The sequence below is a fragment of the Leptolyngbya sp. AS-A5 genome (genome assembly GCF_039962495.1).
Taxonomy (GTDB): domain Bacteria; phylum Cyanobacteriota; class Cyanobacteriia; order Leptolyngbyales; family Leptolyngbyaceae; genus Leptolyngbya.
Genome location: NZ_JAMPLL010000009.1, coordinates 1 through 17190 on the forward strand (window position 1 = coordinate 1; position 17190 = coordinate 17190).

The window sequence follows — 17190 nt, forward strand, 5'->3', positions numbered from 1 at the left end:
GACTGCCGCTGGATTATGGAATTTCTACTTGAAAGCTGCTTGATCTGATGACAGAAAGCTGAAATTGTCAGAGTTTCACTTTGAGGTAAAGTTATTTCCCAGCAATTCTATTAACCAACAACTCTATTAATCAATACAGCAGACTATACTTGAAAAAATGTAAAGTTATTATTTTTTGTTAGTAGCATCCCGGTGGTTTATGAGAGCGATTCTGTCCTCACCAAGCGCCTTCTCCCGAAGCGGGAACAAACAAGAGAAGTCTGGCTCTCGGTGACTTAAGCTTGATAAGCGATCGCCCGATTACGTTCCTGACGTTTGGTTCTGTACAAAGCAGCATCAGCCTGAGCAATCTTCGCCATTGCATCAATGACATCGCTACTTCACATAAGCAACCGAAGTTAGCAAGCTGCAATCTACAACTCTCTGCATAACAGAGTCCTAAGCTTGGTACTGCTGCAAAAAGTGGATCACGCCCGTTTGTAGCAAAGCGATCGTGCCATCCGCAATGTATTGCACCGCCAGCGCCGCCAGCAACACCCCTAAAATCCGAGTCACCACATTGACCCCGGTTCGACCCAGGGCTTGAGCTAAATACTTTGCCAGGATCAACAATGCGTAAGCGATCACCAGCACGATCGCAGCATCTGTCAAGACGATTACTTCTCCCAGCACATGGCTATCCGCTTCCTTGATCAAAATCAGCATACTGGCGAGCGTACCAGGACCTGCAATTAATGGAATTGCCAACGGAAAGACACTCACATCCTCACGCAGTTGCGCTTCTTGCTCCTCTTCTTTGGTTTCCCGTTCTCGCTGGGCAAACACCATATCAATCCCAATCTTGAAGAGCAAAATTCCGGCTGTAACCTGAAATGCTTCCATGCTGATGTCAAGATAGCGTAAGACAAAGGCTCCGGTGAGGGCGAAGGTTGAGAGAATCCCGGCTGAGACTAAAATAGCGCGTCGAGCAATGCGAGATTGTTCCTCCGGCGATCGACCTTCAACTAGGGTAATAAACAGAGGAACTAATCCGATCGGATCGACGATCACAAAGAGTGTTAAAAAGGCTTTTGCGATGAAAGCAATGGGGAGATGTTGCGCCAAAGCCTGCCAGTCAGCAGGGAACGACACAAATTGAAAATCAAACATAACTGCTCTATCTAGGTCTATTTACACAGCTTGCAGAATTTGAGCCTACGCCGAATCGGCACAAGTAGCTACTTTTTGTCTGGCTTCTCCCCTTTTTCTTCTCGTTTCTCGTCTTGGCGCTGCTCTTTTCTTTCTTTTTTGTCCTCCTGCTCGGATTGAATGGGTTGCACTGCAGGGGGTAGCGGGTCAGGGGTTAGATCTGGAGACGGCGAAGTCGTCGGGCTGGCAGAAGGCGATGGGATCGTTGGCAGTTCTGGAGCGGGCGTTGGTTCTGGCGGTAGGGGATCAGGGGATGGCTCTGGTGTAACCAAGGGCAATGCTTCAGAAGCAGACGGTTGGCTGGCTGGAGTCGATGCTGGCTTGGGACGCGCTGGCGCAGACGGTGCAACGATATCCTCACGCTGCCTTGGACTGATCGATGGCTCATCCTGGGGTGACACAGTGGGTTGAGGAGACACTGGAGCGCTGGATGGTGTTGAGAATCGGGTTGCCCACAGGCTCAGAACTGCCAGCCCGATCGCAGCAATCCCACCCCAGAGCCAGGGCTGTTTGGGTTGATCGTGGCGTTGGGGGAGCGGCGGTTCTGTGTGAACGTTCACGCGATCAGTTCGATCAGAATGAGGTGATCCAACCGCGAGGGTAGCAACTTGGCTAATGGGTGCTCTTGGAGCCGGAACCGATGCGATCGGCAGGGCCGAGATCGCTTCCTGCTTTAGTTCTGGCAGCAAGGCTAACCAGTCTTCCACGGTGGCGGGTCGGTGGTGCGGTTCAAGTGCCATGCCCTGTAAAATCGCCTGATTCGTTCTCGGACTCAGATCGGGGCGAAGGTGTCGCGGTTCCGGGAGGGGTTGGCGATCGCGCAAAACTGATGCGATCGGCACCTGACCTGTGACGAGAGTATAAAGCGTTGCCGCCAGTCCATAGACATCGATTGCAGCGGTACGTTTGGCTTGGGGTAAATACTGCTCGATCGGCGCATAGCCCTCGGAAAACATACTCGTGTGCGCCTGCGTTAAGCCTGGAGAAAATTCCCGCGCTGTGCCAAAGTCAATCAAAATCACCTGATCGGTTCCCTGGCGCAAAATCAGGTTTTGTGGCTTCACGTCCCGATGCAGTAATCCCAACTGATGCACGGCTGTTAACGCTGCTCCCACTTGCTGGATGAAGGCGATCGCGGTCGCTTCGGGCAAGGGCGAATGAGCGACGACCTGCGCCAGCGTCAGACCCGGAATATAATCCATCACCATGTAGGGCAAGCCTTCTTCGGCAAAAAAGTCGTTGACTCGCACAATGCCTGGATGAACGCACATCGCGAGCCGTTTTGCCTCGTCTTGAAACTGACGCTGGAAGTTGGCAAAGTTCTGGTCTTGCCGCAGTGCATCATTCATTGTTTTAATCACCACGACTTGAGCGAGCCAATGGTGAGTCGCACGGTAGGTCACGCCAAACCCTCCCCGTCCGAGTTCTTGATCGAGGGTATATTTGCCGTTTGAGAGCGTTTTGCCCACAAATATCGTCATGACGATCGGTGTAATGGGTTAACAAACGCTTCTAGTGTAAGCTACCGTCGTTCGATCTCTGAGTATCTGTGGGTGAAAAGAGAATTAATTCGTTTGACAAATTGACTCCAAAGTTCCGAGGCGAGATCGAATTGTAATTTATCGGTTTCTAGAGATATTAAGTCACGTTGATTCAACCGATCGCACAGACGACGATTTCTTGAAGGAATAGATTTTGTACTGCTCGATAGAAAAGTTAATACAGGGGCATCCTGGAAACATACACCCCATCTCAATCGCTTGAGCTGAGGTAACGCCCTTTACCTGTTTTGTCCCTGTTTCAATTTTATGCAGGATACCATTCACCGTCACCTAGAAAAGAATGCTCAACCAGAGGATGGCATCAACTTTCGGCGCTTGGTTGAAGCAGCCAATGATCTCAGTTGGGTTTGTCAGTTAGATTGGACACTAACCTACATTTCGCCTCAACTCCAGACATTGTTCGGGTATGCACCAGAAGAATGGGTGGGACGATCGTGGATGCCTCTGATTCATTCTGAAGACTTTCTCCGAATCGAAGCAATTTTACAGAATGTGATCAAAACGGGTGAAAATTTCTCGGGCATTGAGTTTCGTCATATCCACAAAGACGGAAGCTGGTATTGGGTCTCGTTGAATGTTGCATTAATTCAAGACAACAGTGGAAACCCGATCGGGCTGCAAGGGATTGTGCGAGACATCGACGATCGTAAAGCGACCCAAGCAACACTACAAGCGCAAGAGCAATTTCTTCAGAGTGTATATGAAGCCGTCGAGCACAGCATCACGATCGTCGATGTATTAGAGGATAAAGAATTTCGGTTTGTCGGCTGGAATCCGGCAACCGAGAAAATTACCGGGATTCTCAGCGAAGCGATCGTCGATCAAACGCCAGAAGCATTAATGGGCGAACTGCATGGAAAAATGGTGCGGCAGGATTATCATCGCTGTCTAGAAGCAGGCACTTCAATTACTTACGAAGAGTTTTTACCAATCGGAGAGCGTGACTTCTGGTGGTTAACCACTCTCAATCCGATTAAAGACGATCGCGGCAGAATTTGTCGGATTGTTGCGACCTCGTTTGACATCACCGATCGCAAAGCGGCTGAAACTGCGCTGCAACAGGCAGAAGTCCATTACCGCAGTATCTTTGAAGCGATCAACAATGGGATCAGCATCGTTAATTTAGAAACAGGCAGAGTCGTCGCCGTTAACCCTGCGTTCTGCCAGATGCATGGTTATACCGCCGAAGAATTTCTTCAGTTTGAATCGTCTAAGTACATTCATGCAGACTCTTTTCCAAAGTTCTTTCGGTTTGTTGAGACAATTCAGGCAGGAAAACAGTTTTTCTGCGAGGCGATCAATCTGCACAAAGACGGCACTTGCATTGATATTGAAGTCACTGCGGTTCCTTTTCTCTATAACAATCAGCCTTGCGCTCTATCAATCATTCGCGATATTCGCGATCGCAAAGCGGCTGAAACTGCGCTGCAACAGGCGGAAGCCCACTACCGCAGCATTTTTGAAACAATCAACGATGGTATCAGTATTGTCGATTTAGAAACAGGCAAAGCTGTCGCCGTTAACCCCGCATTCTGCCAGATGCACGGCTACACCGCCGAAGAACTTCTTCAGCTCGATCCATCTGATTACATCCATGCAGATTCTGTCTCAAAGTTCTCTCGGTTTGTTGAGACGGTTCAGGCAGGAGAACAGTTTTCCTGCGAGGCGATCGATCTGCACAAAGACGGGAGTTGCATTGAGGTTGAAGTCACCGCTGCTCCTTTCCTTTATAACAATCAGCCTTGCTCTCTATCAATTGTTCGCGACATTCGCGATCGCAAAGCCGCAGAACAGGCACAGGCAAGACTCACCGCTATTCTAGAAGCGACCTCTGACTTTGTCGGTATTGCAGATATGCAAGGTACAATTCTCTATCTCAATGCGGCGGGACACCACTTACTTGAAATTCCACTTGAAGAAGACCTGATTGGTTTTCCAATTGATAGTGTGCATCCGCCAGCTGCCAGTAAAATGCTTGCTGCTCAAGCGTTTCCAATCGCGATTCAGCAAGGCATTTGGCAAGGCGAGTCGATCGTCGTGACCCATAGTGGATGTGAAATTCCGGTCTCGCAGGTCGTCATTGCTCACAAAAAAGCCGATGGCACTCCTGAATATTTCTCTACAATTATTCGCAACATCACAGCACAAAAACAAGCCGAAATCATTCTGCAACAGAAAGCACAGGAGCTAGAAGCGGCATTGCAGGAACTCCAGCGCACCCAACTGCAAATGATTCAGGCTGAGAAGATGTCGTCTTTGGGTCAGTTAGTCGCGGGTGTTGCTCACGAGATCAATAACCCAGTGAACTTTATTTATGGTAATGTCGCGCCTGCGGGTGAGTACATTCAGGATTTGCTCAAATTAATCGACCTTTACCAGACGCAGTATCCGAATCCATCTCCGGTCATTCAAGACAAGATCGAGGAAATCGATTTGGAATTTATTGAGGCGGATCTACCTCGCTTGTTCACGTCGATGAAGATGGGAGCCGATCGTATTCGTCAGATTGTTCATTCTTTACGAACCTTCTCACGGTTGGATGAGGCAGCTTGTAAAGAAGTGGACATTCATGAAGGCATTGATAGCACCTTAATCATTTTAGAAAACCGTTTCAAAGCAAAAGCTGAGCAGCCTGCAATTGAAGTGGTTAAGCAATATGGCGATTTGCCGTTGGTGGAGTGCTACGCCGGACAACTGAATCAAGTGTTTATGAATGTTTTAGCGAATGCGCTAGATGCACTAGAGGGGCAAAATCAACACCGCTCTTTTGAGCAGATTAAAGCATCTCCCAACCGCATTGAGATTCGCACTCAGGTTTTGAATGGAGATCGCGTTCAGATTCGGATTGCAGACAATGGTGTCGGCATTCCAGAAGCGGTGAAGCAGCGTATTTTTGATCCGTTCTTTACGACAAAGCCTGTGGGCAAAGGCACAGGCATGGGAATGTCGATTAGCTATCAAATTATTACGGAAAACCACGGAGGGACGCTTCAGTGTTTTTCCACGCCTGGACAGGGTGCAGAATTTGTCATTGAAATTCCGCTACGGCAGCAAGTTTCCTAATGCGTAGAATGCCAGGTTTGCAGGGCGATGCGATGCACTTCTCGCCAGGGTAAATCTGCTTCTCGCGCAATGCGGGCACAGTCTTCATATTCGGGCTGCACGTTGACGATCGCGCCATTTTGAGAAGCAATTTTGACCTGAACTGAGCCATATTCCGTGCTGATTTTCTCGAATCTACGATCAAGGATTGTTCGCTTTTGTGTTGTGCGTCGAATTCCTAATGTGGTTGTTTCGCGAAATAAAATTGTTTCGCACTCTGCTGCCTTTTCTGGTAAACAAATCACTGTTAATAATGTTCCGAGACGTGATTTCTTCATCGCGATCGCTTGCGTAAACACATCGAGCGCTCCAGCTTCAAATAAGGGATCGAAGACATATCCGATCGCTTGGGGGTTGAGATCATCAATTTGAGTTTCGAGGACTGTAACGGTTTGCGGTGTGGTCATCTGATGCGCTGTAGATTGGTGATCTTCGGTGGTGCCGATCCAAACTCGCATCATATTCGGAATCGGGAGATCGATCGTTCCGGCTCCGAGTCCGATTTTTTGCAGCGTCATCTTTGGCGGAGCGCTAAAATCTGCAGCAAGAGTGGTGACGATCGCGGCTCCGGTGGGAGTGACTAATTCACGCTCGATGCCGTTGCTGTAGATCGGGACTTGCCGCAGTTCAAATAATTTCAGCACGGCGGGAACAGGAACGGGTAAGCGTCCGTGTGCCGCCCAGACGGTGCCGCCTCCGGTGGGTAAAGGTGAGCAAACAATGCGATCGACGTTCAGCCAGTCGAAGCCGAGACAGGTGCCGACGATATCCACAATGGCATCGATCGCGCCAACTTCGTGAAAATGTACTTCTTCCGGTGGAATGCCGTGGACGGCTCCTTCTGCAATCGCTAACTGCCGGAATACTGCCAAGCTCCAAGCTTCTGCCCGTGGAGACAAGTTTGCACCGTGGATCATGCGCTCGATTTCGGGTAGGCGGCGTAGTTTGTCATGGGAGTGATGATGCTCGTGCTGATATTCATGGTCATGAGGATGATTGTGAGCGTGAGCGTGGGAATGCTCCTGAGCATGATGCTCGTGATCAGGTGAGAATTGAGCATCCGACTTTAATCGCACATGAACTTTAGTTGCGCGTTGTCCATTGCGGTATACCGTTTCGGCTTCAAGCTGATATTCTTCCGAAATGCCTAGTCGATCGAGGCTTTCGGTTAGATACCCTAGAGGAACGCCCATATCGATTAATGCCCCAAGGCACATATCCCCAGCAATTCCTGTGGGGCAATCCAGGTACGCAATCTTGCTCATCACACATGAAAAGGGTTAAATACCTCTCCACAATACACCCGCTCAGCTATGGCAACCCTCTACAAAATTCATCCAGATACACCTCAATCGCGCAGCGTCGATCAAGTAGTTTCAGAACTGCGTAACGGAGCCGTGATGCTCTATCCAACGGATACGGTTTACGCGATCGGCTGCGATCTCAATTCCAAATCTGGAGTGCAGCGTGTCCGGCAACTCAAGCAACTGGCAAACGAAAAACCGTTAACGTTTCTTTGTTCCTCGCTTTCTGATATTTCTCAGTATGCCGTGGTGGGCGATCGGGCGTATCGGATTATGCGGAGTCTGGTTCCAGGGAGTTATACCTTTCTCCTGCCTGCGACGAAATTAGTGCCTAAGCTGGTGATGAATCCCAAGCGGAAAACGACTGGAATTCGAGTTCCCGACCATTCCGTTTGTCAGGCGTTGCTAAAATCGCTCGGAAATCCAATTATCTCGACTTCTGCCCATGTTCCGGTGGAGGATGAAACGATTCCGCTTAAGGTACGCAATCCAGAGAATTTAGCGCTACCAGAACTATTCGACAGTATGGATCGGCTGGTTGATTTGATTGTCGATACCGGACAGGAACCGACACAGGCAGTATCGACGATTCTGGATCTCACCGCCGATGAGCCTGAGATCGTGCGAAAAGGATTAGGTTGGGAGGCTGCGGCAGATTGGGTATTGGAGTAGGTTAGACAAGATGCTCAACCCATCGGTCAATTAGGATTGTTATAGCCCACCATTTAATCGAACATGGATACCTACTACAATCCCGACCACTTACCCAACTTTGGCAAAATCAGCGAAGGCAATCCCGAACTGGCTGAAAAGTTCTTTGCGTATTATGGTGCCGTGTTTGAAGAAGGCGCATTGTCGAAGCGCGAAAAAGCGCTGATTGCGATCGCGGTCGCTCACACGGTTCAATGTCCTTATTGCATTGATGCCTACACTAAAGAGTGCCTCCAGCAAGGCGCAGATCTAGAGCAAATGACCGAAGCGGTTCATGTTGCCACAGCCATTCGAGGTGGATCATCGCTGATTCACGGGCTGCAAATGCTGGATCAAGTTAACAAGTTAGCAATGTAGAGCATGACTTCACTTTTAAAACGCCGATCGCCCCTCACCTCAACCGATTATCAGCAAAGCCTTTTAGACAATCTGCCGTTAAACAACGGAGATTTCTCCGATCGCTTAGCTGTTCACGGTTGGGATAGCCTTCAACCCGCTGAACTGGAGATTTTCCAAATTAATGTTGGCAAGTTGTGTAATATGACCTGTCGGCATTGCCATGTCGATGCGAGTCCCGATCGCAAAGAAATTATGACTCGCGAAACCGTGGATCTGTGTTTACAGGCGTTAGATCAAACCAATGCTCACACCGTTGATCTCACAGGTGGCGCACCGGAGCTTAATCCGAATTTCCGTTACTTGGTCGATCAATGTGTGGCGCGTGGGAAAAAAGTAATTGATCGCTGTAATCTCACCGTTTTACTGCTTCCCACGATGGAAGCTCTGCCCGAATGGTTAGCAGAACGGAAAGTCGAAGTCGTTTGCTCTTTGCCGCATTATCGCCAACGAAACACCGATGCCCAACGCGGTGATGGTACGTTTGAGAAATCGATCGAAGCTTTGAGGCGCTTAAATGCAGCAGGCTATGGCGCGGGAGATCCCGATCGGCAGCTAACTCTAATGAGCAATCCGGTTGGCGCATTTCTTGCCAGTGGACAAGCCAAGCTCGAACAAGAGTGGAAAGCTGGACTGATGAAATATCAGGGCGTGAGCTTCGATCGCTTAATCACGCTGAACAACATGCCAATCTCGCGATTTTTGGAATGGCTCGAATCCACCGGAAACTTACAGGGCTACATGGAATTGTTAGTCAATTCGTTCAATCCTTCAACAATCAACGGATTAATGTGTTGCAACACACTATCGATCTCATGGGATGGATACTTATATGATTGCGACTTTAATCAGATGCTTGATTTGAAATGTGAAACACCACACCTGCGGTATCTCGATTTAGAGAAGCTGAGGAATCGGACGATCGTAACTGGGCGACATTGTTTCGGCTGCACCGCCGGGGCAGGAAGTTCATGCGGCGGCGCGTTGACCTAGACTCTAACCGCCTAACAAATACTGCAACTGAATCTGAGCGGTTGTCTCTGTTCCTGCGACAAACACAGCCGCTTCACTAAATCGCGGCGCACCTGTCCGAATCACCGGATTGCGCGAAAACCCAAATCCCTCGGTGGGAATGCCAACAAAATTGCGATCGAGCCTCCCATTGCCGTTGCGATCGTGATACACCGCGATCGCATAATTGCCTAACGCCAAGTTCTGAAACGTGACTGCGGTGCGCCCTTGCCCCACAGGAAGACACTGCGCCCGTACTGCTCGATCGCTCTTGTCGGGAAATCCCTGGCTGCCTGCAAACAAGCTGACACAGACCTGTCCTTGCTGTCTTTGAATACCGTTGACCACGATCTTCAAATTACTGGTCGATTTTGCCTGCGCCATCATCGGAATCATTAAGCCTGCAAACAGGGTCAAGGCTGCAAGCTTCGGGTAGGGGTTTCGCACGGTTTTCTCCTTTGAAATAGCCTTTACATTCTGTAATAAAGTTGTGAGTATTGTGGCATTCCGATCGCAAATCTGAAAAGCTTCTGTAAATTTTGCGATCGCTGCCTTTCCCGATAGAAGCTAAAAATACGAAACTTTAGCCGCTCTATTGCTGTGAATCATCCTCGACCTGTTGCTTCTGAGCTAACCCAAACCGATTGGCATGGTAGTTTGCGCCTCGAATTTGAAAATCGCCGTGGGATTACTCAACTGATTCAAAATCAGGGAAAAGCGCCGCTCAAAGTCCAGCGCCCGTTCTATCCAGAAAATAGCGGAACTTGCCACAGTGTCATCATGCACACCGCAGGCGGAATCGTCGGGGGCGATCGCTTAACTTTCGATGTTAAACTTGCACCTCACAGCCAAGCACTAATCACCACTCCCGCCGCCGCCAAAATCTATCGCACCAATGGGCGCGAAGCCCAGCAAATCACCGAGATCGATTTAGCAGAAGGCGCTTGTCTAGAATGGTTGCCGCTCGAAACGATCGTGTTTAATCAAGCCTCATTCCGCCAAGCAATGCGCGTGAACTTAGCTCCGGGTGCAACGTGGATTGGCTGGGAAATTACCCGATTTGGACGGAGTGCCAGAGGGGAACGATTTCTCGAAGGAAATTGGCGATCGCACACCGAAGTTTGGCAAGCGGGAAAACCCATTTGGATCGATCGACAATGGCTTCCAGGCAGTGAAACCACTTTCAACAGTCCGCACGGATTAGCAGGCTGTCCGATCGTTGCTAGTTTCGCTTGGATTGGACAGACCGTAGAGTCCGAACTGGTGGAAAAAGCACGCGCCCTTTGGACAGGAAGTGAGGGCGAAATTGGGGTAACGCGCTTACCCTTGGGCTTACTGTGCCGCTATCGGGGTCACTCTAGCAGCGAAGTCCGACGCTGGCTAATTGCAGTTTGGGGATTGGTGCGATCAATGTCTGGTCGCCCTGTCTGCATTCCGAGAGTTTGGCAACTTTAGAACAGTTTGTTCTCCGAAGAATTACCCAAATGGGTAAGAGGGAAACACGATCGCGCTTCATACGATTGAACCAAGATTCACTTCACTACCCCTCGTTCAGAGCTGAAGTGGTATCCCCCCATTCATTCGATGGAGCCGAACTAACCTATGTCTAAACGTTTAATTGCGCTTAGCTCGATCGCAACTCTCTCTGCACTCAATCTAGCAAGCACCCTGTCCGTCTCAGCGCAAACCCGTCAACTCGACATCAATCCAAATGCTGCAAGAATCAACCCGGAGACTGTCCGGATCAACAGGCGGGCACCCGTTCAATTTCAACCTTTTGAGGTGCGAGATCCCGAAACCGGAAAGCCAATCTCGCCGGACACGGTTCTGACGCTGCCAGATGGTAAACAAGTCAAAGCAGGCGAATACTATGCTGAGCTGAATCGTCTTGAGCAACAATTCAGCCAGATTGGTTATTCATTCCGACAACCAGAAGAGAGTGTCTTGTTGCAAGAGACGGTGATTGATCAAAGCGAACTGAAACGGCAGATTGATTCTGTTTCAGGTGATCACCGCAAGATCAGTCTAGAACGATCGCTGTTTAAAACCACGCTTGATCCGAGTCTGGTTCTCAGGCAACCCGAAGCCATTCCCAACTTAGAACTCCGACCCGGCGCACTACAATCGCAACTCAATCCTAAATTTGATCTTGATACTCTCCAGCAGCCCGATCTCGGCACTTTGCGGCAAAAGCAACTGCGATCGCCCGTGTTCAAGCCGATCAATCCCGATTTAATCCGAGTCATCCCGCCTGCACCCAAAGGCTACAACAAAGCCTGGAACTACAACCTCGGCAATCCCAGCACCTTCTCCGCTTACGTCAACGGAAAACTTCAGCTTAAAGGCTCGACGAATTTCTCGAATGCTTATGCGGAGGGCAATGCGGGTGGCTATATGTTTAACAACCAAGCCAACCTGATCCGGGCGACTGCTTCAATGAACTCGCAGAAGTCTGGCAACTCTACCATTGATGTCCGGCTGAATGTGCTGGGACAGAGCGTTTATAACTTCCAAGACAGTCGTAACACGCTGCTAATCAAGTCTGATAGCTTCTCGCGATCAGTCGATCGTCAGGTTGCGGATCTGCGGTTTAGCTTAGGCCCAATTCCGATGCGAGCCTCGTTTGGGGTGCGGGGAAGCGCAGGTATTCAGTATCTCGCGATCGCAAATCCAGCCATTGTTTCGGCGTATGCTCAAGTGAGTCCATTCGTGGATGCAAGAGCTTATGGTCAAGGTGGCGCGGACATCTATGTGGCTGGTGCAGGTGTCGGTACGAACTTACTTCTAGTACGCGATGATCTAGATATGCGGGGTCGAGCTTATCTGGCGCTCCAGAACAACAACCCTTACTTGATGATGCAGCTATCGGCATACAACTCGCTGGAAGCGCTGAGCGGTAATGCTTATGCTTATGCCTATATGTATGTTCCGAAGTTTGGTATCCCACCGTGGAAGAAGAAACAGTGGAACTGGAACATCTGGAGCTGGACAGGCTTCAAGACCGACGGTTATCTGTTTGATGAATCTTACAAAGTTGCGCTGTAACGGTTCGTTCGATTTGATTCTGTCTTTTACTGTCCCGAAAGACAGAATTACACCACTCTACTGCTCTTGAGATCAGATTATGTCTTCTAAAAAAGTGTTGCCTCTACAAAAAGTGTTGCCTCTGCATCGTCGATCGCTGTTTGCATTATCTGGATTGTTACTTGCAATCGCTATTCCTGGAACACTAACCTATGGCAAACAGATTGGTGAATTTGGCACAATTCTGAGTTCGTCGATTGTTGCTCAACCTTCACCGCAGTATCAGTTCAAAGTGGGCGATCGTTTGACGTACAAGTTGGACTATCGCAATATCGGAAATTCTGATTTACGGGCTTTGTTTGGGGATCTAAAACCAGATAGTAATGCAGAGGCTCCAAGTACCTTTGTAAGTAACTTTGACAATCGGATACAAGCAGATTTAGTCATGACTGTTCTGAAGCAGAAGAACGATCGCGTCACAGTTGCTTATCGTTTGCAAAATCTCAATGTGCAGATTCTCTCGAATGGTCAATTGATTGCAGAACAGTCTCAACTGATTCAGAAAGATCTCGCTCAAGATATCTTTGCTGAGGTTGATGCTCAGGGCAAGATTCTATCGGTGCGGTTTGATCCGAACATGAGCAACATTGCTCAGAGTTTTGCACGATCGCTGCTGGCTTCAACTCAGTTTGTCACAGCAAAATCTCCCACAGTTAGCACTTGGGAAACACAGGAAGACGATCCGAACGGACAGTACATTGCTCAATATCGCAGTACCTTTGATCAGTTCCAAAAGTCAAAACTACGCTATCTACAACCCGATAAAAAACCTAGAAGCACCAAACTCACACCCATTATTACTCCACAGGGACAATTAACCGCAAAATTTGACATAAAAGCAGGTCGCCTTTTAAGCCTGAGCGGGAAAGAGACTCAAAGCTTTGAAGTCTCTAAGAAAAAGATTGGACAAAGCGAAACAACACTGAATCTAAGTTATTCTGCACAGACACAATTAAACGCGACGGATTTAGCAGCCTTACAAAAAGCTAGTGCATCGCGGCAAACGCAAGCGATCGCGCTCTCCTACACCATTCCCGAAGAAGAAGCGGAAGCAAAAATTCAGCGCCAACAGTTAGGAGAAAGCACCTTAGAAAGCTTGTTATCTGAGTTAGACGCGCTGAGCAAATCACCCGACAAAGCTCAGAACACCACTGATCTGTATCTCAAGATCAAAGCTTTGATTTATCTCAAACCAGAAACCAGTGCAGCTTTTGCTCAACGCATTCTCAAGAGTGAAGCCACTCCAGCGATGCAATTAGTTGTAGGTGCGCTGAGTGCTGTTGGACATTCACAAGCACAAGCTGCTTTAGTTCAAATCATCAATTCTCAAACTCAAGATTGGAAAACACTCGCGGCACTAATTCCCAGTCTTGCAACCGTAAAATCTCCAACTCCAGAAACGATCGCGCTCTTAAGCAATTTCGCCTTCAACTCTGACAACTCGCAAGTTGCCTCAACCGCGCAACTCGCCCTCGGTACAGCCGCACACAACTTACTTGAGTCTGCGCCGAATCGAGCGAACTCGATCGCCGATCGCTTTGTTGAGCGACTCCAAAAATCGCAATCTTCCGATGACATCAAGCAAAACTTACTGGTGTTAGGGAATATTGGCTCGGCTCGATCGCTCGATGCCATTACAAAGCTGACAAATTCACCGCAGGCAGAGATTCGAGCGATCGCTGTTTCATCTCTGCGCCTAATTCCTGAGCCAACGATCGATCGACGCTTAACTCAAACCCTACAGAGCGACACAGAAGAAGCGGTGCGCGCTGAAGCGGCAGTTGCGTTAGGATTTCGCGAAATGTCGCCAGAGAATTACCAAAGCCAAAAACAAGCCATTCAATCGGATAAATCCGTTAAGGTCAGAATGGCGCTGCTTAGAAACCTGTGGCAAGTTCAAGCCCAATTTCCAGAAGTGCAGCAGATTGTGAAGCAACTTGCAGAGAAAGACGAATCCGAAGAAGTGCGAGAAGCAGCAAGTAGCCTGCTTTCCACGCTTGGGGCGCAATTGTAATACTCAATCAGTTGTAATACTCAATCAGTTGTAATACTCAATCAGTTTGTTAATGCTACAGATCCTTCGCCCCCTAAATCCCCCATTCTGGGGGACTTTGAGAATCCAATAATTCTTTGGTTTGAAGTCCCCCACTCGTGGGGGATTTAGGGGGCCACCAAGATCTGTGGTGCTCAAAGATCAAAAAGACCAATTGGGCATAAGCTGGACGCATCCAAGATTTCCAAAATTCTTCACAACATCTGCTCTGCTTTTGTCATACATTTAATTCCGAGCCGACCAGAGACAGAATCGATGCAACTCACGCCCCAAGAAAAAGATAAGCTTCTCATTTTTACTGCCGCTTTAGTCGCAGAACGCCGCAAAGCAAGAGGATTGAAACTAAACTATCCCGAAGCGATCGCCTACATCTCTGCGGCAATTCTCGAAGGAGCAAGAGACGGGCAAACCGTCGCCGAGTTAATGAACTACGGAACCACGCTCCTGACTCAAGACGACGTAATGGACGGAATTTCCGAAATGATTCACGAAGTCCAAGTCGAAGCTACCTTCCCGGATGGAACCAAGCTTGTCACCGTTCACAACCCGATTCGATAGGAGAATAGCGCCATGATTCCAGGTGAAATGTTCGTCGAAGACGGTGAAATCGAACTGAATGCAGGACGAGAAACCGTAACACTGACTGTGGCAAACCGAGGTGATCGCCCGATTCAGGTTGGATCACACTTTCATTTCTTTGAAGTGAATGCGGCATTGGAATTTGATCGCGATCGCGCCCGTGGAATGCGGCTCGATATTCCCGCAGGTACCGCCGTTCGATTTGAACCTGGAGACGATCGAGAAGTTACGCTTGTTGCGCTGGCTGGATCGCGTCAAGTGTACGGATTCAACGCCAAAATCGAAGGCGCACTGGATGGGAAGTCGAAAAAAGGTAAGAAGAAATCTAAATAATCGATTACACCGAAAAGGCTGATCGATTATGGTGGGCATGACATTTAACTCGATCTCAAAGTTATGCACTTCAAAGACTTGCGTCGCCTTAATATGAATTATTTGAATACGCTGAGATCAGTTCTAAATTTATTAAGAAGTTCAAATGAAACTGACTCCGTTTACGATGTCGAGGACGCACTCTTGCGATCGCATCCGCAAACAATGGCAGCAGCAGTCAAGTATATGGTGAACGATCCAGGAATTGCGGCGTTGGTGCGCGACCGCTATTCCGTTCCTGCTCCGGATATCGAACAATTAATGACTTATCCCCCAGACTCGTTGGGATATGCGTTTGCTCAATACATCTCCGTTTCAGGCTTTGATCCGGGGTTCTATCGTAAGATCGAAGTCGTTGATGATGCAACTTACCTACTGTTACGATCGCGCCAAACGCATGATATCTGGCACGTCGTTACAGGCATGAGTGTGGACGTTGCTGGTGAAATTGGACTGAAAGCGTTTGAGATTGCTCAAACTCGTCGTCCGCTTGCAGGGGTACTCGTTGCAGGTGCATTTCTGAATACAATGCTGAACCAGCCTGAGCAATTAGGGGGATTGCTCGATCGCATTGCTGCGGGCTATCGGATGGGCGCAAAAGCCAAACCCCTTCTAGCGCAAAGATGGGAAGAACACTGGGAAAAACCACTAACAGAATGGCGATCGGAGCTTGGGATTGAACCGGTGCCTGTGTATAGTCCCTGATAAAGCAGCAATTCCGTTCGTACTCTCTATCATACGGCAGAGGAAATAATCCACAAAAGCGACTAGCATAAGCGCTGACAGGGATTAACTGCCGTTTAGGAGAAAAAGTATGTCTGACTTAAGGAGCAATCGTTGGATGCGAAATGGCGCGATCGTTGGGATTGGCATTACCGCAACTTCCGCTGCCCTTTTATCTTCAATCTTTGCACCTAGTACCGCTCAGAATACTAACTTTCGCGACACGCAAAACTATTGGGCAAAGCCGTTCATCGAAGCCTTAGCAAGTCGCAATGTGATCAAAGGCTATCCAGATGGAACATTTCGCCCTGATCAACCCGTCGATCGCGATGAATTTGCTGCAATTTTAAGAACGGCATTCAACCAACCCCAAGAACGACAAATCGGAAGTGGGAGCGACTACCGCGATGTTCCCAAAGGTTATTGGGCGGCTCCTGCAATTAAAGAAGCTTACGAAGCTGGATTTATGCGTGGTTATCCGGGCGGCAATTTTCGTCCCAATCAGCCTGTGACGAAAGTGGAAGCATTAGTATCGCTCGCACAGAACCTAAACCTAAATTCAAAAGTACCTGCAACGAATCAAGCTGCGATCGCTCAAAACACAAATACTCAACCTGTCAACAATCAAGCCGCTTCGCAACGTCGAGCTAATCGCGGTTTAATGTTTCCATTTCCTATGGCAAGCATGATGCTACTTCAGCCATTCGTGACTCCGGCTGCGAATCGCGTCGCGGCTGCGCTTCCAGCACAATCACCCACACAATCAACTGCTGCCTCTGCGGCAAAAGCTAGCACTCCCCGAAAGCAGCCTTCCCTGTCGTTGAATCAATACTACACAGATGCGAATCGCATTCCGAAATATGCGGTTGGCCCTGTTGCAGAAGCAACTCGATCGAACATTGTAGTCAATCATCCGAATGCGCGACAGTTGAATCCGCTACGCCCTGCGACCCGTGGGGAAGTTGCCGCAATCGTTTATCAAGCAATGGTGAATAAAGGATACGCTCAACCCATATCGCAGAATGTTCCGGCATCTAAGTATGTGGTGCGGGCGGAAAAGGCTAATCAGCCTCGCTAAATGGTTGTCTTATAAAATTTGCTGCTG

Annotated in this window: 15 protein-coding genes; 11 read left to right on the forward strand and 4 right to left on the reverse strand. The window is 48.8% G+C overall.

The window, feature by feature from the left end; genetic code table 11:
* Window positions 1-438: 438 nt before the first annotated feature.
* Window positions 439-1149: a MarC family protein gene (locus tag NC980_RS12575; RefSeq protein ID WP_190376894.1), complete on the reverse strand. Its 711-nt coding sequence runs from the start codon at window positions 1147-1149 to the stop codon at window positions 439-441.
* A 68-nt stretch (window positions 1150-1217) separates the two neighbouring features.
* Window positions 1218-2669: a serine/threonine-protein kinase gene (locus NC980_RS12580; RefSeq protein ID WP_190376895.1), complete on the reverse strand. Its 1452-nt coding sequence runs from the start codon at window positions 2667-2669 to the stop codon at window positions 1218-1220.
* A gap of 327 nt (window positions 2670-2996) precedes the next feature.
* On the opposite strand from NC980_RS12580, the gene NC980_RS12585 reads away from it, so the two are divergent.
* Window positions 2997-5813, forward strand: a complete 2817-nt coding sequence (locus NC980_RS12585) for a PAS domain S-box protein (RefSeq protein ID WP_190376896.1) — start codon at window positions 2997-2999, stop codon at window positions 5811-5813.
* Here NC980_RS12585 and larC read toward each other — a convergent pair.
* Window positions 5810-7117, reverse strand: coding sequence for a nickel pincer cofactor biosynthesis protein LarC (gene larC / locus NC980_RS12590; protein WP_190376897.1), 1308 nt, complete (start codon window positions 7115-7117; stop codon window positions 5810-5812). The genes NC980_RS12585 and larC overlap by 4 nt on opposite strands.
* 48 nt (window positions 7118-7165) lie before the next feature.
* Here larC and NC980_RS12595 point away from each other — a divergent pair, with 48 nt between their 5' ends.
* From NC980_RS12595 to arsS, 3 genes are all read left to right on the forward strand, one after another.
* Window positions 7166-7828 carry an L-threonylcarbamoyladenylate synthase gene (locus NC980_RS12595; protein ID WP_190376898.1) on the forward strand — a complete coding sequence of 221 codons (663 nt, stop codon included), beginning with the start codon at window positions 7166-7168 and terminating at the stop codon, window positions 7826-7828.
* A gap of 63 nt (window positions 7829-7891) precedes the next feature.
* Window positions 7892-8224 (forward strand): arsenosugar biosynthesis-associated peroxidase-like protein, encoded by a 333-nt coding sequence (locus NC980_RS12600; protein WP_068393759.1) that lies wholly within the window; start codon window positions 7892-7894, stop codon window positions 8222-8224.
* A gap of 3 nt (window positions 8225-8227) precedes the next feature.
* Complete coding sequence (arsS, locus tag NC980_RS12605; RefSeq protein ID WP_190376899.1) at window positions 8228-9256, forward strand: arsenosugar biosynthesis radical SAM (seleno)protein ArsS; 1029 nt, start codon at window positions 8228-8230, stop codon at window positions 9254-9256.
* A gap of 3 nt (window positions 9257-9259) precedes the next feature.
* Here arsS and NC980_RS12610 read toward each other — a convergent pair whose 3' ends face one another.
* Window positions 9260-9721, reverse strand: coding sequence for a DUF2141 domain-containing protein (locus tag NC980_RS12610; RefSeq protein ID WP_347272604.1), 462 nt, complete (start codon window positions 9719-9721; stop codon window positions 9260-9262).
* A gap of 153 nt (window positions 9722-9874) precedes the next feature.
* Between NC980_RS12610 and NC980_RS12615 the strand changes: the two genes are divergently transcribed.
* The 7 genes from NC980_RS12615 to NC980_RS12645 all read left to right on the forward strand — a co-directional run bounded on the left by NC980_RS12615 (window position 9875) and on the right by NC980_RS12645 (window position 17163).
* Window positions 9875-10729 (forward strand): urease accessory protein UreD, encoded by an 855-nt coding sequence (locus NC980_RS12615; RefSeq protein WP_190376900.1) that lies wholly within the window; start codon window positions 9875-9877, stop codon window positions 10727-10729.
* Between the two features lie 147 nt (window positions 10730-10876).
* Window positions 10877-12319, forward strand: coding sequence for a hypothetical protein (locus NC980_RS12620; protein ID WP_190376901.1), 1443 nt, complete (start codon window positions 10877-10879; stop codon window positions 12317-12319).
* Between the two features lie 79 nt (window positions 12320-12398).
* Complete coding sequence (locus NC980_RS12625; protein ID WP_190376902.1) at window positions 12399-14372, forward strand: HEAT repeat domain-containing protein; 1974 nt, start codon at window positions 12399-12401, stop codon at window positions 14370-14372.
* A gap of 294 nt (window positions 14373-14666) precedes the next feature.
* The gene (gene ureA, locus NC980_RS12630; protein ID WP_190376903.1) at window positions 14667-14969 is read left to right on the forward strand and encodes an urease subunit gamma; all 303 of its coding nucleotides are present in this window, start codon (window positions 14667-14669) and stop codon (window positions 14967-14969) included.
* 12 nt (window positions 14970-14981) lie between these two features.
* A complete protein-coding gene (locus tag NC980_RS12635; RefSeq protein ID WP_190376904.1) occupies window positions 14982-15323 on the forward strand; it encodes an urease subunit beta in 342 nt (113 codons plus the stop codon).
* A 63-nt stretch (window positions 15324-15386) separates the two neighbouring features.
* Window positions 15387-16067, forward strand: coding sequence for a Coq4 family protein (locus tag NC980_RS12640; protein ID WP_190376905.1), 681 nt, complete (start codon window positions 15387-15389; stop codon window positions 16065-16067).
* A 109-nt stretch (window positions 16068-16176) separates the two neighbouring features.
* Entirely contained in the window at window positions 16177-17163 is a 987-nt protein-coding gene (locus NC980_RS12645; RefSeq protein WP_199298525.1) for an S-layer homology domain-containing protein, read from the forward strand.
* The last annotated feature ends 27 nt before the right edge of the window (window positions 17164-17190 follow it).

Bases quoted from the DNA above. Each gene is read 5' to 3' on its own strand.
- NC980_RS12575 (WP_190376894.1), bottom strand. From the start codon at position 1,149: ATGTTTGATTTTCAATTTGTGTCGTTCCCTGCTGACTGGCAGGCTTTG.
- NC980_RS12580 (WP_190376895.1), bottom strand. From the start codon at position 2,669: ATGACGATATTTGTGGGCAAAACGCTCTCAAACGGCAAATATACCCTC.
- NC980_RS12585 (WP_190376896.1), top strand. From the start codon at position 2,997: ATGCAGGATACCATTCACCGTCACCTAGAAAAGAATGCTCAACCAGAG.
- larC (WP_190376897.1), bottom strand. From the start codon at position 7,117: ATGAGCAAGATTGCGTACCTGGATTGCCCCACAGGAATTGCTGGGGAT.
- NC980_RS12595 (WP_190376898.1), top strand. From the start codon at position 7,166: ATGGCAACCCTCTACAAAATTCATCCAGATACACCTCAATCGCGCAGC.
- NC980_RS12600 (WP_068393759.1), top strand. From the start codon at position 7,892: ATGGATACCTACTACAATCCCGACCACTTACCCAACTTTGGCAAAATC.
- arsS (WP_190376899.1), top strand. From the start codon at position 8,228: ATGACTTCACTTTTAAAACGCCGATCGCCCCTCACCTCAACCGATTAT.
- NC980_RS12620 (WP_190376901.1), top strand. From the start codon at position 10,877: ATGTCTAAACGTTTAATTGCGCTTAGCTCGATCGCAACTCTCTCTGCA.
- NC980_RS12625 (WP_190376902.1), top strand. From the start codon at position 12,399: ATGTCTTCTAAAAAAGTGTTGCCTCTACAAAAAGTGTTGCCTCTGCAT.
- ureA (WP_190376903.1), top strand. From the start codon at position 14,667: ATGCAACTCACGCCCCAAGAAAAAGATAAGCTTCTCATTTTTACTGCC.
- NC980_RS12635 (WP_190376904.1), top strand. From the start codon at position 14,982: ATGATTCCAGGTGAAATGTTCGTCGAAGACGGTGAAATCGAACTGAAT.
- NC980_RS12640 (WP_190376905.1), top strand. From the start codon at position 15,387: ATGCACTTCAAAGACTTGCGTCGCCTTAATATGAATTATTTGAATACG.
- NC980_RS12645 (WP_199298525.1), top strand. From the start codon at position 16,177: ATGTCTGACTTAAGGAGCAATCGTTGGATGCGAAATGGCGCGATCGTT.